Genomic DNA, 23400 nt, shown 5'->3' with positions numbered 1-23400 from the left:
TTTTATGGCCACCATCCGAGTGCTGAACGGGCAAGAGACGCTCGACGTCCTACCGGAACTCTGCGAAGTCCTTTCCGCCTGCGTCAATGGCGGTGCATCCGTCGGTTTCATGTTGCCTTTCTCGCCACAGGATGCCGAACCGTTCTGGCGAGCCGTGGCGGAAGTGGCGGGTGAGGGCGGTACAATCCATGCCGTGGCGGAAGTGGATGGCAAGGTGGTGGGCACCGTGCAGGTGGGCCTTGCTTCCAAACCCAACCAGCCGCATCGAGGCGATCTGATGAAGCTTCTCGTACATCCGTCGGCCCGCGGTCTCGGGCTTGCCCGAAAGCTCATGCAAAAGGTGGAAGAGGAAGCTGCAGCCCGTGGCCGTACCCTGCTGGTGCTGGATACGGCCACGGGCAGCGATGCGGAGGCGATTTATCCCCGCCTCGGCTGGGAGCGGGTGGGGGTCATTCCGGATTACGCCCTGTTTCCAGATGGGCGCTATTGCGGCACGACCCTGTTTTATAAGCGGATCGGCTAGAGCATTTCCGCCGCTTATTGCCCCGGTTTCAGCGTGCGGTTGAAGGCGGCAACAATCATCTTTTCCAGTTCAGCATGAATATCTGCGCGCTCGCGCGGTCCGGCCGGTTCGCAGATTGGGTCGCGCTCGCCGACAGATTTGAGAAACGCATCGGCATCCGGCTTACATAGGGGCAGGAAGCTGAAATGGTTGGCCTCATCGACCTGCTGATAGGTCGAGCCAGGCACCTCGGCCGCCATTCTGTCCACCAGCACGGCCGGTGGAATTTTCCCCTTGCTGCCGAGATTGATGAAGGTCAGCGGAATATCGATTGTTTTCAGGCTGACCGGCTGGAAGGCGAGTGCGAGGCCAGGATCTACCAGCACGGCAGAGCGGATGCGAGGGTCGCGGTTCTGCTGCTCGAAACGGGCCTTGTCGAGGGTTCCGAGGTCGAGCTTCGGCACGCTGACCGGCTCGTTATTGAGATAACCCCGGCCACCAGCGAACCATTGGCAATCCATCATCGTGGCATACTCTCCGCAATAACGCGCGTAGGCAGTGAGATCGGCGCGTGCGCCCGAAATCTCCATCGCCGCGCTGCCGCCGAGCGAAAAGCCGAGCACGCCGATCCTCTGCGCATCGATCGCGCCGGACCATTTGCCCTGCGTCGTCAGCGCTGTAAGGATCGTGGAAAGATCACCCGTCCGCTCCCAGATTTTCGGCGTATCGGCAGGTGTTGAATCGCCGCTGGTGGTGCCGGGATGGTTGGGGCCGGCGACGATGAAACCCTCGCTCGCAAGCTTTGCGGCGATCCAGGCCATGCCGCTTACTCTCGAGCCCGAGCCGTGTGACAGAAGCACCAGCGGCAGGCGACCCGATTGCACCGCACCGTCCTTGAAGACGGGCGTGCCTTGAAAAATCCGGTCCTCGCCGGAAAGCGTCTGCGTGCCGTTGCTCTCCGAAGGATACCAGACGGTGACGGCAAGGTCCTTGCCACGTTCGGGAGATGGTATGGCGATTTCGCTGACGCCAACGGCTTCATTTGCAAAAGCCGGCTGGGTAATGAGAGCGGAAAACAGCATGGTGGTGATGGTGACGATGGGGCGCATGAAAAACCTCTTGCGGTCGGAAAGAACGAGACCCAATCTGCACCGTCACCTGTTTTTCGCGTCCTTGATCGCGTTTGAGGTCGTACCGAAACACGATCTGGTCCATGGAAAGACAACAGGTCGTCGATCCGGGATATTTATTCGTGCTTTTCATTCCCCTGCCATTCGTCGTGGCGCTTCTGCTGGTCGTTATGTTCATCGTCTTTTTCCGAAGCGGAGACGACGTGCGGACGAACCGCGCCTTTCTGGCTCTGATTGCGCTTTGCGCGGTACAATCGGTTCTTGTCGGCCTGCGCTGGGGGTATGGCGTGAATGCGGTGCGTTATGTTTTGCCTGTCCTCGCCGCCTGCCTGCCGCCACTTGTCTATATCGCCTTCCGTGGCTTGATGAGGGTCGAGGCAGACAGCAGGAGGGCGATGCTGGCAAGTCTTGTGCTCTCGCCTTTGTTGATCGTCGTTCTGGAATTCGCTTTGCCCGCCGCGATCGATCTTGCCCTGATCCTCATCTTTGTCGGCCATGCCGCCGCACTGCTTCTTCTGGGAGGACAAGGGCCGGATGGGCTGGACGAGGCGCAATTCGCCAGCGTCACCTCGGCGCACAGGGCACTGATCATCGCCGCCGTGGCGCTATGTGTTTCGGCGCTGTTTGATCTTCTCGTGTTCCTCGATTTTGAATGGGCGCATGGGGAAAATGTCGCCGCGCTCGTCAGCAATGCCAATCTTTTCGGGCTGTTGCTGATCGGGCTGATGGCCGCCCTGGCTGGAAAAAGCAAAGCGTCGCAAACGGCTGCGGAGCCGGCTGGTGAATTGCCGCCTCCCTCAGAGCCATCGGACCAGGACCGGGACATCGTCGCAAGCCTCGACCAATTGATGACAACACAGGCGCTTTACCGTGACGACAACCTCAATCTGACGCGGCTGGCCAGACGCCTCGGCCTGCCAAGCCGGCAGATCTCCGGTGCGATCAATCGTTCCCTCGGCATCAATGTCTCGCAATATGTCAATCAGCTTCGTATCCGCGAAGCCTGTCGTTTGCTGGAAGAGACGGAGCAATCGGTGACCGCGATCATGTTCTCCTCGGGTTTCCAGACCAAGTCCAACTTCAACCGGGAATTTCGCCGTGTCACCGGCATGAGCCCGGTGGACTGGCGTGAACGGGAAGTATGGAAACTGGTTTCGCCAAACAAAACGGCCACCCGGCAGATGCCGGATGACCGTCTGAAGATGGTCGGGAAATGATGAGGATCAGAGCGTGCCGTTGCGCTGCTGGATCATCATGTAGGTGTCATAGGTATATTCGGCGATCTGCGCCCAGAGATAGGCGTCTTTCTTGAACGCCTGCTGGCTTTCGTAGATCTTCTTGAAGCTCTCGTTCTTTGCCGAAATCTCCGCATAGGTCTCCACCGCCGCCTTATGGCAGACGTCGAGGATTTCCTGGCTGAACGGCCGCAGGATGGCGCCCTGCGCCACGAGTTCCTTCAGCGCCTTCGGGTTGTGCGCGTCGTAACGCTCCAGCATGCTGGCGCTGCCGGCGGCGCAGGCGTCTTTCAGGATGCGCTTGTAATTTTCCGGCAACTCGTTGAACTTCTGCAGGTTCACGAAGGCATGCACGGCCGGGCCGCCTTCCCACCATGCCGGATAGTAGTAGTACTTTGCGACCTTGTAGAAGCCGAGCTTCTGGTCGTCATAGGGGCCGACAAATTCGGTGGCGTCGATTGTACCCTTTTCCAGAGCGGCATAGACATCGCCACCGGCGATCTGCTGCGGGGTAACGCCAACCTTCTGCATCACCTGGCCGGTGAGGCCGGCAATGCGCATCTTCAGGCCTTTGAGGTCGTCGATGGTATTGATTTCCTTGCGGAACCAGCCGCCCATCTGAGCGCCTGTGTTGCCGAGCAGGATCGAGTAGATATTGTGCTGGGCAAGGAATTCGTTGAGCAGCTCATTGCCGCCGGCCTGATTGAACCAGGCATTCGTCTGACGCGCGTTGAGACCGAACGGAACCGAGGTTCCAAGCGCGAAGGTCGGGTCCTTGCCAACGTAATAATAGGCGCAGGTATGCGCCATTTCGACGGTTCCGGCCGTCACCGCATCCGCCGCCTGCAGCGCCGGCACGATTTCACCGCCGGCGAAATGCTGGATGACGAAGTTGCCGCCGGAAGCTTCCTTGACGTGATCGGCGACCATCTGGCCGGCACCGAAAAGAATGTCGAGGCCCTTGGTGAAGGACGACGTCATGCGCCAGGTGATTTTGGGGTTTTCCTGCGCAATGGCCGGAGCGGCCAGCGCGGTTGCGGTAACACCGGCGCCAAGAGCGCCCGCCTTGCGGATAAATGATCTGCGATCCATGTCGATAAGCCCTGATACGTCCGTATATTACAGGCGAACCGCACGGTACGCCTCCCAAGGGCTACTAAACATTTATCCTTGCAACCATCAAGAGGGAATGTTTCAAACTTGCGCGCTCTTTTGTAATGCCTGTCGATCGCCGTTTTGGCACGTGATCGCGTTCTTCTTGTGGTCTCTGCCCCGCCGTGGTCAGGGTTGCGTGCGTTTTAACGCCGGATCGTCCAGCGCAGGGTTATAAAACAGCGAGAGCGTCAGGCTTCTGGCGATGCGTTCGGCCGTTTCCATGAACCAGTCATGGGCCTCTCTGCTCGGCGCGATATCGTCAAGCGTTGCCGAAAACAGCGCCAGCCATTGCGGGAAAAGTTCGGCTGTCATGTTTTTGACGCCCAGATGCGCCTGCACCGGCTTGCCACCGTAACTGCCATTCTTGAAGGCGACAGCCGACCAGAACTGCTTCATTTTGGCCATGTGTTCCGGCCAACGCCCGGACAGACGCGCATCGAAGACCGGTCCGAGCGTCGGATGTTTTAGAACGCGGCCATAAAATGTCTCCACCAGCAGATCGATGAAACCGGCATCGACGCCGATCTGCGCCATGGCGCTTTCCGCCCGGTTTTGAATTTCCGCGTTATGGGCGGCCCTTGCCGCAATCGGATCCTGCATCGTACTTCCTTTTCCGCGAATTTACGCTGCTTGGCCACGCTCGGCAATGCGACGCATTGCCGTATTAGAATTGTTCTAAAAAGCTTGATTGTGATGGTGCGTCGCTGTATTTAGAATTATTCTAAAAAGGTTTCAGCCATGTTCCACAGTCTTTTTTCCCTGTCCAAGCGCCCCTTCTCCTCGCTCGGCGAGCAGGAAATCCTGGCACTCGCCATCTCGTCGGAAGAGGACGATTCCCGTATTTACCGCTCCTACGCCGATCACCTGCGCGGGCAATATCCGCAATCGGCAAAAGTCTTCGATGACATGGCCGAAGTCGAGCAGCAGCATCGAAATGTGCTGATCGATATGCATCGCCGCCGCTTTGGAGAAACCATCCCGCTGATCCGCCGCGAACATGTGCGTGGTTTTTACGAGCGCACGCCGGACTGGCTGGTGAAAAACCTGTCGCTGGAGAAAATTCGTGCCCAGGCCGAATTGATGGAAGCGCAGGCGATCCGGTTCTACGATGAAGCGGTCAAGCGCACCACCGATGCCTCGACGCGCCAGCTGCTCGGTGATCTGGCTGAGGCGGAGCGGGGTCACGAAGACGTCGCGCATATGCTGCAAGAGAAGCATCTCGATGAAGATGGCAAGACCGAAGAGGCTGAAACCGCAAAACGCCAATTTCTGCTAACCTATGTGCAGCCGGGCCTTGCGGGCCTGATGGATGGCTCCGTCTCGACGCTTGCGCCGATCTTCGCGGCCGCCTTCGCAACGCAGGATACCTGGCAGACTTTTCTGATCGGCCTTTCGGCTTCCGTCGGCGCGGGTATTTCCATGGGCTTTACCGAAGCCGCCCATGATGATGGCAAGCTTTCGGGTCGGGGTTCTCCGCTAAAGCGCGGCCTTGCCTCCGGCATCATGACCGCGATCGGCGGGCTTGGTCACACATTGCCTTATCTTATCCAGCACTTCTGGGTCGCCACAGCCATCGCCGCCATCATTGTTTTCGTGGAACTCTGGGCCATCGCCTTCATTCAGAACCGCTTCATGGAAACGCCGTTCCTGCGGGCAGTGTTTCAGGTGGTGCTGGGCGGTTCGCTGGTGCTGGCGGCTGGTATCATCATCGGCAATGGCTGAGGAATAAAAAAGCCCGCAGCGTCTGCTGCGGGCTTTTTGCGTCAAGTCTATGATCGCTGTCGATCAGCGCAACGCGCCGACCAGAACGTCGCGGCCATCTTCGATGGAGACCCAGCGGCCCGTATTGAAGGACGCCTGCCGCTTCAGATAGGTGTAATTGGTATCTGTCCAGAGCTTCACGTCGTCGGTCAGGTTGTCGAGAATATAATCGCCATCGGTGGTGCGAAGCGTCAGCACGGCATGGCCTTCACCGTCCGGCTTGCGCACGACCGTGATCAGCAGGTCGGCCACGGAGAAACCGCGCTCGATCAGCTTCTTACGCTTCAGCAGCACGAAATCTTCGCAGTCACCGGCGGTCGTCGGATATTCCCAGACTTCGTCCTTGCCGTAGATTTCCAGATCGGTCATCGCCACGATGGTGGTGTTGACGGAGGTGTTGATCTCACGAATGACGCCCCAGCCATATTCCGTGACACGCGGCGGCGGCGTCATCTTGTTGCGAATGTTGCATTCATCCGCATATTTCTGACAGAACTCGTAATGGCCGATCGGCTGGGAGGTAATCCCGCCCGTCACCATGGAAGGGCTTCCCTTGGTTTCCGCCGTGGCGGAGGCAGCAGTCATTAGCCCGGCAGCAACTGCAAACAGCAGTGCACGCGCCAGCGGTGCGTTCATCATGAAACCCGTCCCTTAATTCTTAACGAAAAGTTAAGAGGGATGGGGGGGTGAGTCAATCGCTACCAATGGGTGGCACGCAAGACTCGTTGAATATGGTTAAGAGCGTTGCGCAAATGCCTATATTGCAAGGGCTCTGACGGCAGCCAGCATCCGGTCGATATCCTGCGGTCGGGAAAGCCGGTGGTCGCCGTCGCGGATCAGCGTCAGGACGACATCGTCGGCGGGAAGATGTTCAACAAGCTTCAGCGTATGCTGATAGGGAACATCGGGGTCGCGCATGCCCTGCAGGATGTGAACGGGGCAGCCGGTGGTGATGATGCCGGTGAGCACGCGGTTCTGCTTTCCGTCCTCCATCAGCGCCCGGGTAAAGATGTTGGGCTCGGGGCTGTATTCCGAATGTTCCTCGAAATAGCCTCTCTCCACCAGCGAGGTCTTTTCCGCTTCCGTCAGGCTGGGTTCTATCAGTTCTGCCGTGAAATCGGGAGCGGGGGCAATCAGAACCAGACCGGCGACGGAGGGCGCGTCGCCCGCCTTGCGCAGCTCCTCGACCATGCGCAACGCGATCCACCCGCCCATGGACGAACCGACGAGCACGACGCGCGACGGTGCCTTGGTGCACACCACGGCGAGCGCTTCTTCCAGCCACCGGGAAATCGTGCCTTTGTTGAAATCGCCGCCAGAAGCTCCGTGGCCGGAATAATCGAGCCGCAGGCAGGCAAGACCGTTTTCCTCTGCAAAGCGGTCGAGCTCGACCGCCTTGGTTCCCGTCATGTCGGAGCGGTAGCCGCCGAGCCAGACGAGCAGGGGTGCATCCGGCTGTGATGTCGCGCGGCGATGTAGAAAAGCAATGTTGCGGGCGTCGTCACCCGTTCCTATATGCAGGAATTCCGCGGCTTGTTCGGTCATGTATATGCAATTCTCCTGATTTTCGTGCAATATCGGCGACGTATTTGCAAAAACCGTGGCAAGAGGTGATCTTTTCGGGCAGATATGCTATTGACTTCGCCACGGCAATAACGACATTTCCGCCGCTTGTACCAAACAAGCTGTTTTTTGCTGACGTGATCCAGAAACAGATCAGGAGAATACGACCATTCGCAGACCTTTCAAAGCCGATGCCCCCGTCAAGGAGGGCCCGCGCTCCAACCGGGAAATTCGGGTTCCCAGAGTTCAGCTTATTGATGAAGAGGGCCAGAACCTCGGTAGCATGCCGACGGATCAGGCTTTGAAAATGGCGGAGGATTCCGGTCTCGATCTCGTTGAGATTTCGCCGAACGCCGAACCGCCTGTATGCAAGATCCTCGATCTCGGTAAGCTTAAATACTCGACCCAGAAAAAGGCCGCCGAAGCGCGCAAGAAGCAGAAGATCGTCGAAGTTAAAGAAATCAAGATGCGCCCCAACATCGACACGCATGACTATGACGTGAAGATGAAGGCGATGAACCGGTTCTTTGACGAAGGTGACAAGGTGAAGGTGACGCTGAAGTTCCGTGGCCGTGAAATGGCCCACCAGGAACTTGGCATGAAGCTTCTCCTCCAGGTGAAGGAAGATACCCAGGCGATTGCCAAGGTTGAAGCCGAGCCGAAGCTGGAAGGCCGTCAGATGATGATGGTTCTTGCCCCGAGATAATTTGCGCCAGTCCTGAAAGCTGCGTAAATCACCGCCGCAAGGGGAAATTTTCTTTCCCCGTTGCGCTTTTAGCCTACTGCGGTTATAAGCGCGCGTCCGAACGGTCCGGCAGGGCATGCCGAGGCCGTTCCTGAATAGCTTGAAATAGGCCTCGTCTGCCTGTTTCGATACAAAAACACGGAGTAGCAAAATGCCCAAGATGAAGACGAAGTCCGCTGCAAAAAAGCGGTTCAAGATCACCGCTACCGGCAAGGTTGTTGCAGCCGCCGCCGGTAAGCGCCACGGCATGATCAAGCGTACCAACAAGTTCATTCGCGACGCGCGTGGAACCATGGTTCTCGCCGAAGCTGACGGCAAGAAAGTCGTCAAGAACTACCTGCCGAACGGTCTCTGAGACTTTTCCGCACTTTTGGACACTTTAAGGAGATCATGACATGGCACGCGTAAAACGTGGCGTAACTTCCCGCGCCAAGCACACCAAGACACTCAAGGCAGCCAAGGGCTTCTACGGCCGCCGCAAGAACACCATCCGCGCAGCAAAGGCTGCCGTGGATCGTTCCAAGCAGTACGCTTACCGCGACCGCAAGGTTAACAAGCGCAACTTCCGCGCTCTGTGGATCCAGCGTATCAATGCTGCTGTTCGCGAATTCGGCCTGACCTACGGCCGCTTCATCGACGGCCTGAACAAGGCTGGTATCGAAGTCGACCGCAAGGTTCTGTCCGACATGGCTATCCATGAGCCGGCAGCATTCGGTGTACTCGTCGAAACGGCGAAGAAGGCTCTTGAGTACCTCAAGGATGCCGGTACGACCAATGAGTTTGAAACCGCTGTAAAGTAATTACGGCGCGGACAATCTGTTGTTCATTTAAAACCCGCGCCGGTCCTCCGGCGCGGGTTTTTCGTTTTAGACGTTCATGGCAATTCCGGCAAAAGCGTCAGGCGCTGTTCACCGGATTTGTCGGAGACAAAAGGGTGGGGCATCGGCCGGTATTTGTCCGGGGAGGCTCCCGGGGGCAAAAAATGCTGGTTGCCGCAAGCGAAGTGGAAAAGGCAAAGGGTTTCCGCGTCCATCTTGAGGATGGCGATATCGCGGCCTTGATGCGGGCTTTGCTTCAGAGCGAGCGCCGTGTGCAGAAACTTGAGCTTTCCACCGCCACAGTCTGGATCAAGCGTCAGGGCACGGAAACGCCGTCCTGGTGGATGAAGCTGCAGACTTTTCTCGCAAAACTCCTTCCCTACACCTTCATGCGGCCTTCGCCGCCGCTAGACGGTGTCGGACTGATGCGCCGCGAACTCGAAACGCTGGAGGTCTTCAAGGCCCGTGGTTTTCCCGTGCCACCCATCATCTATTCCTCGCTGACGGCCGTCGTTCTGGGCGATGTCGGCCCCACCATCATGGAGCGGATGGATGTGATTAAGGCAGCGCGACCGGCCGAGCACGATGCCCTGCTCGTGAAATCTGCAGAGGCGCTCGGTGAATTGCATGCGGCGGGTCTGTGCCATGGACGCCCGCATGTGCGCGACTTCTTTCTTGAAGAGGGCCGTGTCGGTTTCATGGATTTCGAGGAGCGCCCTCAGGAGGTCATGCCACTGGAAACGGCGCAGGCGCGCGATATCTGGCTACTGTTTTTACAGGTCGCGACACGCGCCTGTGACGCGCCGGAAACCTGTGACGCCGCCTTTTCCCGCTGGCGTGAAAACGCCCCGCCCCGGGCGCTGGAAGAATTGTGCCGCCTCACCGGCATTCTCGGGCGATTTTTACCGGTTGCCCGGTTGATCGGGCGCGTGCGGATGGGTAGTGATCTGCGACGCTTTATCATGGCGACCGACTATCTGATGAATGCTGTGAACCCCGAAGCCGCTCTCAAAAAAACCGGCAAGGCAGGAAAAGATGACTGAACTTGATACCTTGAAATCGCAACTGATGTCGGAGATCGCCGCCGCTGCCGATGAGCCGGCCATCGAAGCCGTGCGCGTTTCCGCACTCGGCAAGAAGGGCTCGGTTTCGGAGCTTCTGAAGACGCTTGGCAGCATGACGCCGGAAGAGCGCCAGACCCGGGGTGCCGCCATCAACCAGCTCAAGACCGAAATCACCGACCTGATCGGCGAGCGCAAGAACGGCCTGAAGGATGCCGCGATTACCGCCCGCCTGAAGGCGGAAACGCTGGATGTCAGCCTGCCGGTTCGCCAGTCTCCAGCCGAGCGTGGCCGCGTTCATCCGATCAGCCAGATCGTCGATGAAATCACCGCCATCTTCGCGGATATGGGCTTTTCGATCGCCGAAGGCCCGGACATCGAGACCGACTATTATAACTTCACGGCGCTGAATTTTCCCGAAGGCCATCCGGCCCGCGAGATGCACGACACTTTCTTCTTGCCTGCGAATGAAAAGGGCGAGCGCAAGGTGCTGCGCACCCATACCTCGCCCGTGCAGATCCGCACCATGGAAAGCCAGAAGCCGCCGATCCGCATCGTCATTCCCGGCAAGACCTATCGTCAGGATTCCGACGCTACCCATTCGCCGATGTTCCATCAGGTCGAAGGTCTTGTCATCGACAAGAAAGCGCATGTCGGCAATCTGCGCTGGGTGCTGGAAGAGTTCTGCAAGACCTTCTTTGAGGTCGACAGCGTCGTCATGCGCTTCCGCCCGTCCTTCTTCCCGTTCACGGAGCCGAGCTTCGAGGTGGACATCCAGTGCGACCGTTCCGGCCCGATCGTCAAGTTCGGCGAAGGTAACGACTGGATGGAAATCCTCGGCTGCGGCATGGTGCACCCGAATGTGCTGCGCGCCGGCGGGCTGGATCCTGATGAATATCAGGGCTTTGCCTGGGGTATGGGCCTCGACCGCATCGCCATGCTGAAATACGGCATGCCGGACCTGCGCGATTTCTTCAACGCCGATGTCCGCTGGATGAACCATTACGGCTTCCGCCCGCTCGACATGCCGACGCTGTTCGGCGGTTTGAGCGTTTAATCCGGTTAGCCAAGGAGCAAAGACATGAAATTCACTCTTTCCTGGCTGAAAGAGCATCTCGAAACCGATGCGACGCTGAACGAGATTTGCGAACGGCTGACGGCGATCGGTCTCGAAGTCGAGGACGTTGACGACAAGGCGGCCTACAAGCCTTTCGTCATTGCCAAGGTGGTTTCTGCTGAAAAACATCCTGAGGCTGACCGCCTCAAGGTGTTGATGGTGGATGTCGGTGACGGCAAGCCGGTGCAGATCGTCTGCGGTGCGCCGAACGCCCGCGCCGGCCTCGTCGGCGCGTTGGCGCGTCCCGGAATGTATGTTCCGGGTATCGATGTCACGCTGGCTATCGGTAAGATTCGCGGTGTCGAAAGCCACGGCATGATGTGCTCCGAAAAAGAGCTCAACATTTCCGACGACCATGACGGCATCATCGATCTGCCGCAGGATGCGCCTGTTGGTACGTCCTTCGCCACCTATGCCGGTCTCGATGATCCGGTCGTCGAAATCAACCTGACGCCGAACCGTCCTGACTGCACCTCGATCTATGGCATTGCCCGTGATCTCGCCGCTTCCGGTCTCGGCAAGCTGAAGACGAGACCCGCGCCATCCTTCAAGGTTGAAGGTGCAACGCCTGTTGATGTGAAGCTGGAACTGGATGATGCGGCGCTTTGCCCCGGCTTTTCACTGCGCATCGTTCGCGGCGTGAAGAATGGCCCCAGCCCGAAATGGATGCAGCAGCGCCTGATGGCGATCGGCCTGCGCCCCATCAACGCGCTCGTCGACATCACCAACTACATGACCTTCGATCAGGGCCGGCCGATGCACGTCTTCGACGCTGCCAAGGTCAAGGGCGACCTTACGGTTCGCCGCGCGAAGGAGGGTGAAACCATCCTCGCGCTCGACCAGCGGGAATATAAGCTCGGCCCGAACAATGTCGTCATTGCCGATGAAAAGGGCCTCGAGTCCATCGGCGGCGTCATGGGCGGCGAACATTCCGGCTGCGATGAAAACACCGTTGATGTGCTGATCGAGTCCGCACTTTGGGATCCGATCAATATCGCCAAGACTGGCCGTTCGCTTGGCATCATCACCGATGCCCGTTATCGTTTCGAGCGCGGCGTCGATCCGGACTATATGGTTCCGGGTCTGGAACGCACCACAGAACTGGTTCTGGAACTGTGCGGCGGCGTTGCCGGCGAAGCCCGCGTCGTCGGTTACAAGGGCCACCAGCCCAAGATCGTTGATTTCCCGCTGGCGGAAGTCAAGCGCCTCACGGGCCTTGAAGTCTCTTCGCAGGAGAGCCTCGCCATTCTCAAAGGTCTCGGTTTCGGGGTCGAGGGTACGGGCGAGCGCGTTTCCGTCACCGTCCCGTCCTGGCGACCGGATGTCGATGGCAAGGCCGATCTGGTGGAAGAAGTCATGCGCATCCATGGCGTCGACAATATCAAACCGGAACCGCTGGAAAACTTCGGCGCTGTCAACGGCCGAATCCTGACCACGCTGCAAATCCGCACCCGCATTGCGCGCCGCGCGCTTGCCAGTCGTGGCATGCTCGAGGCCGTCACCTGGTCCTTCATTCCGGAAGCGCAGGCAAAGCTCTTCGGCGGCGGGTCGCCGGCCCTGAAGCTCGCCAACCCCATTGCAGCCGATATGTCGGACATGCGGCCCTCGCTGCTGCCTGGTCTGCTGACTGCGGCACAGCGCAATGCCGACAAGGGCCATGGTGATGTCGCGATCTTCGAGGTCTCCGGCACCTATGAGGGCGATACGCCGGAAGCCCAGCGCCGTGTCGCAGGCGGTGTGCGCCGTGGTACGGCCTCGCTCGCAGGCAGCGGCCGCATGTGGTCGAATGCAGCAAAGGGAGGCGGCAAGCCGGTGGATGTCTACGACGCCAAGGCCGATGCGCTCTCGGTGCTCGAAGCCTGCGGCTTGCCCATGGCCAATGTGCAGATCGAAGCAGGCGCTCCCGCCTGGTATCACCCCGGCCGTTCCGGCACCATCAAGATGGGACCTAAGGTCGTGCTCGGATATTTCGGTGAGTTCCATCCGAAGACGCTGTCCGAACTCGATGTTTCCGGCGCTTTTAGCGGTTTCGAGATCTATCTCGATGCCATGCCGGAGCCGAAGAAGAAGGCGACCCGCACCAAGCCTGCGCTCGAGCTTTCGCCTTTCCAGGCGGTCAAGCGTGACTTCGCCTTTGTGGTCGACAAGTCAGTGGAAGCAGGCGCGATCATCAAGGCCGCAACCAGCGCCGACCGCAAACTGATCACCGGCGTCAATGTCTTCGACATCTTCGAAGGCGCATCGCTTGGCGAAAACCGCAAGTCGGTCGCCATCGAGGTCCAGATCCAGCCGGTCGACAAGACGCTGACGGACGAGGATTTCGAGGCGCTGACGGCCAAGATCGTCGGCAATGTCGAGAAGTCGACGGGCGGCGTTCTGCGTGCCTGAAAGCGGATGATGGAATGAAAGAAGCCGCGGCGGTTGCCGCGGCTTTTTGTTTTTAGCGGTTGGCCATCTGCGACATGCGTTCGGGATATCGTTCCCCCGCAACCTTTGCCGGCGAGAGCAGCGCACCGAGGCTCGCGACTTCGTCCGCCGTCAGTGAAACATCCGCTGCAGCGACATTTTTCTCCAGATTGGCAATTTTTGTGGTGCCGGGGATCGGAACGATGAAGTCGCCCTGCGCCAGAACCCAGGCGAGCGCCAGTTGCCCGGCGGTAACGCCCTTGTCAGCCGCCATGTCTTCCAGAAGCTTGATGAGCGCCAGATTGGCGTCGAAATTTTCACTTTGGAAGCGCGGCAGGCCGCGACGGAAATCATCGGATGCAAGTCCGTCGAGTGACTTCAGCGCACCCGTCAAGGCGCCGCGGCCGAGCGGGCTGAAGGGTACGAAACCGATGCCGAGTTCACGGCAGGTATCCAGCACGCCATTTTCTTCGGGATCGCGGGTCCAAAGCGAATATTCGCTTTGAATGGCCGCAATCGGATGAATGGCATGCGCTTTGCGAAGCGTTTCGGCACTGGCTTCCGACAGGCCGAGATGTTTCACCTTGCCCTCTCGGACCAGATCCGCCATAGCGCCCACCGTATCTTCGATCGGGACATCAGGATCGACGCGATGCTGGTAGAACAGGTCGATGACATCGACGTCAAGGCGTTTGAGCGAGGCTTCGGCGACGGCGCGCACATTTTCCGGCCGGCTGTCGGTGCCCACCATCATCTGGCCTGCGGGTTTGCTGGCGTCGATCCGGAAACCGAACTTGGTGGCGATGACCACCTTGTCGCGATAGGGCTTCAAGCCTTTACCGACGAGAATCTCGTTATTGTAAGGCCCATAAACCTCTGCCGTATCAAAAAAGGTAACGCCGAGTTCGACGGCGCGGTGCAGCGTCGCTATTGCACTGCTTTCATCGCCGGTCGGGCTATAGGCATGGGTCATTCCCATGCAGCCGAGGCCAAGCGCCGAAACGGATAGGTTGTTTCCAAGGGTTCTTTGTTTCATCTGTTCGTCCTTCCATAAGGAACCGCCCGTCATCAGGGCGTGATCAGAAAATAGCGTCTCATGGCGATAAAAATAATCGCTGCAAATCCGCTTGGGTTGTTCTATCATTTAGAACAATGAACCGTGTGCAACTCTCCCAACTGGCCGTTCTCGCCGCCGTTGCCGAAGGCCGCAGCTTCCGCAAGGCCGCGGCCGAACTCGCGATAGCGCCCTCCGCCGTCAGCCACGCGGTGTCGTCGCTGGAGGCAAGCCTTGGCCTGCGCCTGCTTCATCGTACCACCCGCAGCGTCTCGCCGACAGAGGAGGGCAGGCGGCTTCTCGAGACGCTGGGTCCGGCGCTCGCCGATATCGATGCGGTCATCGAGACGCTTGCCGAACATGGCGGGAGGCCGGCCGGTCCCTTGCGCATCACCCTGCCGCGACTGGCCGCCGAGGATCTCATCGTACCACGGTTGGGCGAGTTCCTGCGGCTCTATCCCGATATTTCGCTCGAAATCTCAACGGATGATCGTTTCGAAGATATCGTCGCAAAGGGGTTCGACGCCGGTCTGCGGCTCGGGGAACACCTCGATGCGGATATGATTGCGGTGAAAGCCAGCGGCGCGTGGCGCGGCGCGATTGTTGGTTCTCCGTTCTATTTTGCGAAAAATCCACCGCCACGCGATCCCAGGGATCTCATCCGGCATCGCTGCATTCGCAGGCGTTTCGCCAGCGGCCTTATCTATCGCTGGGAACTGGAGAAGGACGGCAAGCCGCTGGTGGTCGATGTCCAGGGACCCTTGATCCTGTCGGACCAGAGCCTCATCCGCCGGGCGGCGATCGACGGGGCAGGGCTTGCCTTTGTTTTCGAACAGCGCGTCGAGGACGATATCAGGGAGGGCCGGCTCATCCGCGTGCTGGAGGACTGGTGCGCGCCCTTTGACGGTTTTTACATCTACTATCCCTCGCGCCGGCAGATGCGGCCGGCGCTGAGGGCTTTCGTCGATTTTTTTCGCTTCAAAACATGATCAGAGCTTGATGCGATAGCGGATATGGCCGTCGCTCTTCACGTAGCTATCATAGAGCTTCTGAGCACGGTGATTGTGCTCGTCGGTGTTCCAGTAAAGCCGTGACCAGCCCTTTTCCTTGCAGATACCGATGAGGTCGTCCATCAGCGCTCGGCCTGTCCCCTTGCCACGGATTTCACCATCGACATACAAGTCTTCCAGATAGCAATCCGGCGTCTTCACCCAGGTGGAATCATGAAAGTGATGAATGGCGAAACCGGCCATCTGGTCGCCCAGCGAAGCCACACGCATGGACACGCGTGATGCAGGATCAAGGATGCGTGCCCAGGTGTGGTTGGTCACGTCATCGGCAAGTTCAACCTCATAAAAGGCGAGATAATCGTTCCACAGTCGCAGCCATTCCGCCCGGTCAGCCGACTGCGCATCACGAATTATAAGCTCCATCTTATGCGCCTGCCTTGTCGAGAAGGGTCATCATTTCATCGGTCAGTTTCAGCTCGACGGCGCGTTTGAAGCTTTCAAGCTGCGACAGGCTGGTGGCGCTGGCAATCGGCGCGGTTATCGCCTTTTTCCGCAACAGCCAGGCGAGCGCGATATCGGCAAGCTTGGCCCCTGTCTGCACCGCTACAGCATCCATCGCGCCCAGAAGGGCAAGGCCGCGCGTGTTGACATATTCGCCGACGCGATAGCTGCGGGCGACGCCTTCCGTATCGGCCTTGGCGCGGTATTTCCCGGTCAGGAAGCCGGCGGCGAGGCTGTAATAATTGATGACGCCAATCTCTTCTTTCACACAAAGATCGGCAAGCGGACCTTCGAAATCCGCGCGGTTATAGAGATTATATTCCGGCTGCAGCACGTCATAACGCGGCAGATTGTTTTTCGCAGCCGTATCAAGCGCATCCTGAAGCTGGCTGGCGGAATAGTTGGAGCAACCAATCGCGCGGATTTTTCCCTGTTCCTTCAGCTTTGCAAAGGCGGCAAGCGTCTCTTCCAGCGGCACGTCGGCGTCAGGCTTGTGGGCGAGATAAAGGTCGATATAGTCGGTTTGAAGCCGTTTCAGCGAAGCGTCTACAGCCTCTGCGATCCACTTGGCGCTGAGGCCGGTCTTCTGGCCGCGATTGTCGAAGCCGACCTTGGTGACGATGACCGCATCCTCGCGCTTGACGCTCGATTGCTTCAGCCATTTGCCGATGATGGCCTCGGACTCGCCGCCCTCATGCCCGTCCACCCAGGCGGAATAGACATCCGCCGTGTCGATGGCGTTGAACCCTGCATCGAAAAAAGCGTCGAGCAGGGCAAAGGAAGTCTTCTCATCCGCTGTCCAGCCGAACACGTTGCCGCCGAAGACGATCGGGGCGATGGAGAGGCCGGTGCGGCCGAGGTTTCGTTTTTCCACGGGGAATGCTCCTGTTGCTGACTTTGTGGCAAGGTTAGCAACTGCTCATCCGCATAACCATTCAATTCCTTTGATGGCACTCATCAGGCAATGGACGGAAGCTGACGCGATCAGCTCCGGTAGCCGCGATAGTGGCTGGGCGGAAGGCGATTATGCTGTTGCCACACACGCCGCAAATGCCGGGCGGAGGCAAAACCCGCCCGTTCGGCGATGGACTCCATATCGAGGCGGCTGTTGGCGAGAATATCGCGGGCGAGATTGACCCGCATCAGGTTCACATAGTCGATGACGCTGATGCCGGTATGTTCGCGAAACAGGCGAGACAGATGCCTTTCGCTAAGGGCCGCAATATTGGCCAGATTTTCCAGCGACCAGTCCCGTGCGGGTTCGGCCATCACCCGGTCCTGCACGCGGTGAATGGCGGGGTGCATGTGGTTACGGCCTGTCAGCCACGGCGAAATTTGCGGATCGCTGCCGTTGCGCCTGAGATAGACGACCATGGTTTTTGCTATGCGCGCCGCAACGGCCGGGGATGTCAGCCGGGAAACCACATGCAGCATCAGGTCTATGCCGGTGGAGATGCCGGCACTCGAGAAGCGGTTGCCATCCTCGACGAACAGTCGGTTTTCGGCCACCTGGGACAATGACGCGATGCGTCGCAGCGCCTCGATGCAATCCGCATGCGTCGTGCAGCTTCGCCCGTCGAAAAGTCCTGCCTCACCCGCCAGCAACGCGCCGGAGCAGATGGAAATGACGGTGGTGTCGATACGCGCGACGCGGCCCAGCCATGCCGTCAATGCCTGCCGCTCCCGCCGCGTTTCCGGTTCACTCTCGGAACGCGATGTGCTGCCGGAGATCAGCAGGAACGCATTTTCCGGAAGTGCCGCCGGCAGGGGCTCCAGCCCGCACAGGTCAAGGCCGATCGAGGATTGTTGCCTGTCCCTTGCCGCAATGTAGCGGCAGTCGAAAAATATGTCGCTCTGCTCGTCATTGGCATAGCGGATCACCTGCAGGGGGCCGGCAATATCGAGTAACAGCGCGTGCGGCGGCACAAGCGTATAAAAGGGAATAATGCGTGTGCCGCCTCTATCCATCAGGCTGCTTCTTTCAGGGTTGTAAGCGCGTCCTTCACCGTGGCGATGCGTGCGAAGCGGCCGGCCAGCACCAGTTCGGTGCGTTTGCGAATATCGTCGGCGCTGAACACTGTGCCGGAGACGTGCGTCATCGGAAAGGTCAACGTCGCCTCGGTGACGTAATCGACGCTATAGCCGAGATCGGAAGCGTGCCGCGTGGTCGTTTCGCAGCATTGTTCGGTGCGGATGCCCGAGACGATCAGCCGGTTGATACCCTTCTGCGTCAGCCAGATTTCAAGGCCGGTGCCGGCAAAGGCCGAATGACGGTTCTTGTGGAAGGTTACGTCGGGCACGATTTCCACACCCTCCAGCGCACGGACATAGCCGCTGTCTTTCGAGAAGGCCTTGTCGCCATCAACATGGAAGATTTGCACAACGGGAATTCCCGCGGCCATGGCGCCGTCAATCAATCCCTGCTGTTTCTCCAGATAGGTAGCAAGTCCGCTGTCCTCGAAATAAGGGGTGTGCCGAAAGGATTCCTGAACGTCGATAACGAGCAGTGCGGTGTGAGAAGAGGACATTTCATGTTTCTCCGTTGGGTTTATTCATAACATAATTCCCCTTTATGAATTTCGATAAAAGCAACAACGCCGACAAAGGCAGGACACATCCAGCCATACTTTGTAGCGATCGGACTTTGCCGGCTTGCCACACGGTGCCGGGGTGGTAAGTTTCCGAGAAATGGCAGAGTGGAGAACGGGAATGCTGCGCTTCGGAATAATCTCAACGGCAAAAATCGCTCAGGATCACGTCATTCCGGCAATACAGGATGCGCAAAACTGTGTGGTAAGCGCTATCGCCAGCCGCGATTACGCCAAGGCGCGTGCGGTCGCAGACCGCTTTTCCGTGCCGCATGCCTTTGGTTCCTATGAGGAGATGCTGGCGTCGGATGTCATCGATGCGGTCTATATTCCGCTTCCAACCGCGCAGCATGTGGAATGGAGCATCAAGGCGGCCGATGCGGGCAAGCATGTTCTGTGCGAAAAGCCGATTGCGCTGAAAGCGGAAGAGATCGATACGCTTATCGCCGCACGCGACCGCAACGGCGTTATTGTGTCCGAGGCCTTCATGGTCACCTATGCGCCGGTCTGGGCCAAGGTGAAGGAGTTGCTGGCATCCGGCGCTATCGGTACGCTGAAACATGTGCAGGGCGCTTTCAGCTATTTCAATCGCGATCCCGGTAACATGCGCAATATTCCCGAACTGGGTGGTGGCGCCCTGCCGGATATCGGTGTCTACCCGACCATCGTAACCCGTTTTGCCACCGGCGCGGAGCCGAAGCGGGTGCAGGGCACGGTTGAGCGCGACAGGCAATTCGGTACGGATATCTATTCCAGCGTCAAGGCCGATTTCGGCGATTTCGAACTGAGCTTTTATCTGTCGACCCAGCTTGCCGCCCGTCAGCTCATGGTCTTCCATGGCACGGATGGTTACCTCGAGGTCAAATCACCCTTCAACGCCAATCGCTGGGGTGCGGAAGAGATCGAGCTGACCAATCAGGCCCATAACCAGTCGCAAGTCTTCAGGTTTCAGGATAGCCGTCAATACAAGCTGGAGGCGGAGGCTTTTGCCCGGGCGGCGAAGGGTGAGGGCGAAGTCGTCACTCTGGAAAGCTCGAGGAAGAACCAGCTTTTCATCGACGCCATTTACCGGGCGGCTGAAAAAGACGGCTGGGAAACGGTTTAGTCGCGATCCAGCCGCTGCCTTTGAAGCCGCCAGTAGCCGTATAGCGCCAGTGCCAATGCGGCGAGCGTTGACAGGGCAAGCGGGATAAGTGGCTGCACCAGAGGATTGCGCCATTGTAGCAGGGCAAACAGCGCAACGCCGACGATACGCGAGGTAAGTGTAACGGCTTTCGTAAGAAATCCGCTCACCCTCCCGGATGTATCGCCCTTTGAACGGTTCAGCTGCCAGCTTGCCGCCAGCCCTGCCGCAGCACCGGGCAGGCGGGCGGCCAACGGATCGATACCGATATAAAAAATCAGCAGACAGGTCACGGCAAGGTCAACGGCCAGTCCGTAAATCTCTGTCAGCGCAAAGTGGGGAAGCCTCAAGGCCGTTAGCTTTTAAAGCGTCGGCTGAGTGGAGCGCGGGCGTTGCAGCACGAGAAGGCCGATGACGACACCGACGACGCCAAAATTATAACCGGCCAGCGCCAAAAGCAGCGACATCAACGGCACGGCTGTCGAAGAAAGCGCCATCGCTATGCCATAAGCGCCGATAATCATCATGCAGATGAAAATGATGCTGAAGACAGAACGCAACGCAACTGCGGTGACGCCAAGCACTGTGGCGGTAAGAAAAATCATGGATGCCGCCTCCTCTTTGGTTGCCGGGCCCGGGACAAGACCTAGCGTCTTCTTCCCTAACGAACCCTTGTTTTCTCCTCCGTTCCCTGTTTTCCTAACTCGTTAGTTGAGGATATGGTTTCATCGCCGTTAAAATCGGGCTGGCGAGCACCGGCATTTCCGAATCGACGGGTTTTGGTTACAAACGGTCATGAGCGATATCTTCTCCCACGCCGCATTGAGCAATCTTGCCGAGTTCTCGGTGTCCGAACTGTCGGGTTCCATCAAACGCACGGTGGAGACGGCTTTCGAGCAGGTGCGGGTGCGCGGCGAGATTTCCGGCTATCGCGGCCCGCATTCTTCCGGCCACGCTTATTTCTCGCTGAAGGATGATCGCGCCCGCATCGATGCGGTGATCTGGAAGGGCACGTTTTCGCGGCTGAAGTTTCGCCCGGAAGAGGGCATGGAAGTGATTGCGACGGGCAAGGTCACCACCTTTCCCGGCTCATCAAAATACCAGATCGTCATCGAAAGCCTCGAGCCGGCTGGTGCCGGCGCACTGATGGCGCTACTGGAAGATCGCCGGCGGCGTCTGGCGGCGGAAGGGCTGTTCGATCCGGCCCGCAAGCGCCGCCTTCCGTTCATGCCGCATGTCATCGGCGTCGTTACCTCGCCCACGGGCGCGGTCATTCGCGATATTCTTCACCGCATTTCGGATCGTTTTCCCGTCCATGTCGTCGTCTGGCCGGTCAAGGTGCAGGGCGAAGGTTCTGGCGAGGAGATTGCGAACGCCATTCGTGGTTTTAATGCGCTGAAGATCGGTGGCGAGATTGCCCGTCCTGACGTGCTGATTGTCGCGCGTGGTGGCGGCGGTCTGGAGGACCTCTGGAGTTTCAACGACGAAATCGTCGTGCGCGCCGCGGCGGAAAGTGAAATTCCGCTGATTTCCGCCGTCGGACACGAGACGGATACGACATTGATCGACTATGCCGCCGATGTTCGCGCACCGACGCCGACGGGAGCGGCCGAAATGGCCGTGCCGGTGCGTGCCGAGCTTGAGGCGCAGCTTTCCGGGCTCGCTGCCCGTCTTTCCGGCTCGGTATCGCGGCAGATGGACAATCGCCGTCAGGGCCTGCGGGCGCTGGTGCGGGCGCTGCCGTCGCTCGACCAGCTTCTGGCCCTGCCGCGCCGCCGTTTCGACGAAGCGGCAAGCGGTCTCGGCCGTGGGCTTGAAATGACCACGCTGAACAAGCGTCGCGCTTTTGAGCGCTCCGCTTCGGGGCTTCGGCCGGAAACCCTTCTGAACGGTCTCAAACACCACAGGCAACGGATCACCGAGCGCATGCACCGGGCCGAAGCTTTGGTGGAACGCCGGCTGTTGCAGGGGAAAGGCCGCGTCGATGCCTTCGATTCCGCGCTGCGTTCACTGCCCGCCCGCCTGCTTGGCCAGCTGGAGCGGCAGAAGGAACGCGTCGTCACCGCCGCGCGCCGCGCCGATACCGCCGTCCTGCATCGCATGGCGCAGAACCGCGCGGGCCTTGCCGCCCACAACCGTATCCTGCAGTCGCTCTCCTACAAGAACGTGCTCAATCGCGGTTACGCTGTGATCCGCGATGAGGAAAACCGGCCGCTGACCCGCGCTGCCGCCATTGCCTCCGGCGCTGTCGTATCGATGGAATTTGCCGATGGCCGGGTCTCCGCCATCACGACGGGTGAGGGGACGCCGTCCCCGGATGCGGCTGCCGCGCCAAAAAAGAAGCCGGCGAAACCGGCTTCTTCAGGCCCCGGCAATCAGGGCAGTCTGTTTTGATCAGATCGATGCCGCATCCGAAAAACGGCGGCTGACGGTGAAGGTCTTTTCGATATCGGGATGCAGTTCCATGCCAAGGCCGGCCCCCGGCGGCACGGTGATCATGCCGTTTTTCACTTCCGGCAAGGCGGTCACGAGATCGCGATACCAGGTCTTGTAGAAGGCGCGCACGCTTTCCTGCACCAGCGCATTTGGCGCATTGAGCGACAGATGTGTGGAGGCGCAAAGCACCACCGGCCCGGTGCAATCATGCGGCGCGACCGGCAGATGCCAGGCTTCCGCCATGGAGGCGATCTTGCGTGCTTCCGAAAGCCCGCCGCACCAGCTGATATCAAGCATCACCACACCGGCAGCACCGGTTTCCAGAAGATCGCGGAAAGCCCAGCGGGAACCGAGCGTTTCGGATGCGGAAATCGGCGCGGGCGACACGGCGGCATACCGCGTCAGGCTGGAAAGACTGTCCATCTTGATCGGGTCTTCATGCCAGAAGGTCTGGTATGGCGTGAGCGCCTTGGCGATCTGCATGGCGGGCAGAAGCTGCCACATGGAGTGAAACTCCACCATGATATCCATCTTGTCGCCGACCGCTTTGCGGATTTTTTCAAACGGCTCCAGCGCGCTTTTCAGGTCCGGCATCGAGATATATTGTCCGCGTGTCTTCTCCGCCGCCGCATCGAAAGGCCAGATCTTCATGGCCGTAATGCCGTCTTCCAGCAGCGAATGGGCAAGCTCGTCCGCCCTGTGCAGGAAGCCGTTCAGATCATCATAGTCCTTGCCGCCGGAGAGGCCGTAATTGCCCGTCTGCTGGCCGGTGGCCTTCTTGATATATTCAGTGCCTGCGCAGGTATTGTAAGTGCGGATTTCCTTGCGGCTGAAACCGCCGAGAAGCTGGGCGATCGGCTGGTTGGTGGCCTTGCCGAAAATATCCCATAGCGCGATATCGAAGGCGGAATTGCCACGTACTTCCGCACCCGATGAACGGAAGCCGAGATAACCGACGAGATCCTGCGCCAGAAGGTCGATCTGCAACGGGTCGCGGCCGATCACGCGCGGCGCGATATATTCGTGCACATAAGTTTCCACCGTCTCGGCACCATAAAAGGTTTCGCCAAGCCCGGTAATGCCCTCATCCGTGTGGACCAGAACCCAGAGCAGGTTTGCCCGTTCCGCCACGCGGACGGTCTCGAGTTTGGTGATTTTCATGAAGTGTCTCCTCCAGAGGCAGTCAGTTTCCGCC

General features: G+C 59.0%; 25 protein-coding genes. 12 read left to right on the top strand and 13 right to left on the bottom strand.

Annotated elements, in window-relative coordinates; all coding sequences use genetic code 11:
* Window positions 1-4: 4 nt before the first annotated feature.
* The gene (locus DXT96_RS14085) at window positions 5-523 is read left to right on the top strand and encodes a GNAT family N-acetyltransferase (RefSeq protein WP_153515254.1); all 519 of its coding nucleotides are present in this window, start codon (window positions 5-7) and stop codon (window positions 521-523) included.
* A 14-nt stretch (window positions 524-537) separates the two neighbouring features.
* On the opposite strand, the gene DXT96_RS14080 is transcribed toward DXT96_RS14085, so the two are convergent.
* On the bottom strand, window positions 538-1611 hold the full coding sequence (locus DXT96_RS14080) for a dienelactone hydrolase family protein (RefSeq protein WP_153515253.1): 1074 nt from the start codon (window positions 1609-1611) through the stop codon (window positions 538-540).
* Window positions 1612-1754: 143 nt separating this feature from the next.
* Here DXT96_RS14080 and DXT96_RS14075 point away from each other — a divergent pair, with 143 nt between their 5' ends.
* On the top strand, window positions 1755-2849 hold the full coding sequence (locus DXT96_RS14075) for a helix-turn-helix domain-containing protein (protein ID WP_371418877.1): 1095 nt from the start codon (window positions 1755-1757) through the stop codon (window positions 2847-2849).
* A gap of 6 nt (window positions 2850-2855) precedes the next feature.
* Here DXT96_RS14075 and DXT96_RS14070 read toward each other — a convergent pair whose 3' ends face one another.
* Window positions 2856-3959, bottom strand: a complete 1104-nt coding sequence (locus tag DXT96_RS14070; RefSeq protein WP_149898329.1) for a TRAP transporter substrate-binding protein — start codon at window positions 3957-3959, stop codon at window positions 2856-2858.
* Between the two features lie 189 nt (window positions 3960-4148).
* A complete protein-coding gene (locus DXT96_RS14065) occupies window positions 4149-4622 on the bottom strand; it encodes a group III truncated hemoglobin (protein ID WP_153515251.1) in 474 nt (157 codons plus the stop codon).
* 138 nt (window positions 4623-4760) lie between these two features.
* Between DXT96_RS14065 and mbfA the strand changes: the two genes are divergently transcribed.
* The gene (gene mbfA, locus DXT96_RS14060; RefSeq protein WP_153515250.1) at window positions 4761-5744 is read left to right on the top strand and encodes an iron exporter MbfA; all 984 of its coding nucleotides are present in this window, start codon (window positions 4761-4763) and stop codon (window positions 5742-5744) included.
* Window positions 5745-5807: 63 nt separating this feature from the next.
* On the opposite strand, the gene DXT96_RS14055 is transcribed toward mbfA, so the two are convergent.
* Together DXT96_RS14055 and DXT96_RS14050 are read right to left on the bottom strand one after the other, a co-directional pair.
* Window positions 5808-6422 carry a transglutaminase-like cysteine peptidase gene (locus tag DXT96_RS14055; RefSeq protein ID WP_153515249.1) on the bottom strand — a complete coding sequence of 205 codons (615 nt, stop codon included), beginning with the start codon at window positions 6420-6422 and terminating at the stop codon, window positions 5808-5810.
* A gap of 117 nt (window positions 6423-6539) precedes the next feature.
* Entirely contained in the window at window positions 6540-7328 is a 789-nt protein-coding gene (locus DXT96_RS14050; RefSeq protein ID WP_153515248.1) for a carboxylesterase, read from the bottom strand.
* Between the two features lie 187 nt (window positions 7329-7515).
* On the opposite strand from DXT96_RS14050, the gene infC reads away from it, so the two are divergent.
* From infC to pheT, 6 genes are all read left to right on the top strand, one after another.
* Complete coding sequence (gene infC, locus DXT96_RS14045; RefSeq protein ID WP_174374197.1) at window positions 7516-8052, top strand: translation initiation factor IF-3; 537 nt, start codon at window positions 7516-7518, stop codon at window positions 8050-8052.
* A gap of 190 nt (window positions 8053-8242) precedes the next feature.
* The gene (gene rpmI / locus DXT96_RS14040) at window positions 8243-8446 is read left to right on the top strand and encodes a 50S ribosomal protein L35 (RefSeq protein WP_003493355.1); all 204 of its coding nucleotides are present in this window, start codon (window positions 8243-8245) and stop codon (window positions 8444-8446) included.
* Between the two features lie 40 nt (window positions 8447-8486).
* Window positions 8487-8891, top strand: a complete 405-nt coding sequence (gene rplT, locus DXT96_RS14035) for a 50S ribosomal protein L20 (protein ID WP_097101173.1) — start codon at window positions 8487-8489, stop codon at window positions 8889-8891.
* Window positions 8892-9073: 182 nt separating this feature from the next.
* Window positions 9074-9952, top strand: a complete 879-nt coding sequence (locus DXT96_RS14030; RefSeq protein WP_153515247.1) for a phosphotransferase — start codon at window positions 9074-9076, stop codon at window positions 9950-9952.
* Window positions 9945-11027 (top strand): phenylalanine--tRNA ligase subunit alpha, encoded by a 1083-nt coding sequence (gene pheS, locus DXT96_RS14025; protein ID WP_153515246.1) that lies wholly within the window; start codon window positions 9945-9947, stop codon window positions 11025-11027. Before DXT96_RS14030 ends, pheS begins: the two co-directional genes overlap by 8 nt.
* Before the next feature lie 24 nt (window positions 11028-11051).
* Complete coding sequence (gene pheT / locus DXT96_RS14020) at window positions 11052-13475, top strand: phenylalanine--tRNA ligase subunit beta (RefSeq protein WP_153515245.1); 2424 nt, start codon at window positions 11052-11054, stop codon at window positions 13473-13475.
* A 52-nt stretch (window positions 13476-13527) separates the two neighbouring features.
* On the opposite strand, the gene DXT96_RS14015 is transcribed toward pheT, so the two are convergent.
* Window positions 13528-14529 (bottom strand): aldo/keto reductase, encoded by a 1002-nt coding sequence (locus DXT96_RS14015; RefSeq protein ID WP_153515244.1) that lies wholly within the window; start codon window positions 14527-14529, stop codon window positions 13528-13530.
* A gap of 116 nt (window positions 14530-14645) precedes the next feature.
* On the opposite strand from DXT96_RS14015, the gene DXT96_RS14010 reads away from it, so the two are divergent.
* Window positions 14646-15536 (top strand): LysR family transcriptional regulator, encoded by an 891-nt coding sequence (locus DXT96_RS14010; protein ID WP_153515243.1) that lies wholly within the window; start codon window positions 14646-14648, stop codon window positions 15534-15536.
* On the opposite strand, the gene DXT96_RS14005 is transcribed toward DXT96_RS14010, so the two are convergent.
* From DXT96_RS14005 to DXT96_RS13990, 4 genes are all read right to left on the bottom strand, one after another.
* Window positions 15537-15980, bottom strand: a complete 444-nt coding sequence (locus tag DXT96_RS14005) for a GNAT family N-acetyltransferase (protein ID WP_153515242.1) — start codon at window positions 15978-15980, stop codon at window positions 15537-15539. It abuts the gene before it with no gap.
* 1 nt (window position 15981) lies between these two features.
* Window positions 15982-16932, bottom strand: a complete 951-nt coding sequence (locus tag DXT96_RS14000) for an aldo/keto reductase (RefSeq protein WP_371418864.1) — start codon at window positions 16930-16932, stop codon at window positions 15982-15984.
* Window positions 16933-17042: 110 nt separating this feature from the next.
* Window positions 17043-18026: a GlxA family transcriptional regulator gene (locus tag DXT96_RS13995; protein ID WP_153515241.1), complete on the bottom strand. Its 984-nt coding sequence runs from the start codon at window positions 18024-18026 to the stop codon at window positions 17043-17045.
* Window positions 18026-18586 carry an isochorismatase family protein gene (locus tag DXT96_RS13990; protein WP_153515240.1) on the bottom strand — a complete coding sequence of 187 codons (561 nt, stop codon included), beginning with the start codon at window positions 18584-18586 and terminating at the stop codon, window positions 18026-18028. The genes DXT96_RS13995 and DXT96_RS13990 overlap by 1 nt, the downstream gene beginning before the upstream one ends.
* A 181-nt stretch (window positions 18587-18767) precedes the next feature.
* On the opposite strand from DXT96_RS13990, the gene DXT96_RS13985 reads away from it, so the two are divergent.
* The gene (locus DXT96_RS13985; protein ID WP_153515239.1) at window positions 18768-19751 is read left to right on the top strand and encodes a Gfo/Idh/MocA family protein; all 984 of its coding nucleotides are present in this window, start codon (window positions 18768-18770) and stop codon (window positions 19749-19751) included.
* Here the strand turns inward: DXT96_RS13985 and DXT96_RS13980 are convergent.
* Both DXT96_RS13980 and DXT96_RS13975 read right to left on the bottom strand, forming a co-directional pair.
* On the bottom strand, window positions 19748-20119 hold the full coding sequence (locus DXT96_RS13980) for a hypothetical protein (protein WP_153515238.1): 372 nt from the start codon (window positions 20117-20119) through the stop codon (window positions 19748-19750). The two genes, DXT96_RS13985 and DXT96_RS13980, sit on opposite strands and share 4 nt — an antisense overlap.
* 12 nt (window positions 20120-20131) lie before the next feature.
* On the bottom strand, window positions 20132-20374 hold the full coding sequence (locus DXT96_RS13975) for a hypothetical protein (protein WP_046799247.1): 243 nt from the start codon (window positions 20372-20374) through the stop codon (window positions 20132-20134).
* A gap of 190 nt (window positions 20375-20564) precedes the next feature.
* On the opposite strand from DXT96_RS13975, the gene xseA reads away from it, so the two are divergent.
* Entirely contained in the window at window positions 20565-22163 is a 1599-nt protein-coding gene (gene xseA / locus DXT96_RS13970) for an exodeoxyribonuclease VII large subunit (RefSeq protein ID WP_153515237.1), read from the top strand.
* Here the strand turns inward: xseA and DXT96_RS13965 are convergent, their stop codons facing one another.
* Entirely contained in the window at window positions 22164-23366 is a 1203-nt protein-coding gene (locus DXT96_RS13965; RefSeq protein ID WP_149898348.1) for a mandelate racemase/muconate lactonizing enzyme family protein, read from the bottom strand.
* Window positions 23367-23400: the final 34 nt, after the last annotated feature.

It is taken from the genome of Agrobacterium sp. ICMP 6402 (assembly GCF_009498615.1).
In the GTDB taxonomy this organism is placed as follows: Bacteria; Pseudomonadota; Alphaproteobacteria; order Rhizobiales; family Rhizobiaceae; genus Agrobacterium; species Agrobacterium burrii.
Note: the sequence above shows the minus strand (reverse complement) of the source record. Positions and strands in the feature narration are given on the sequence as shown.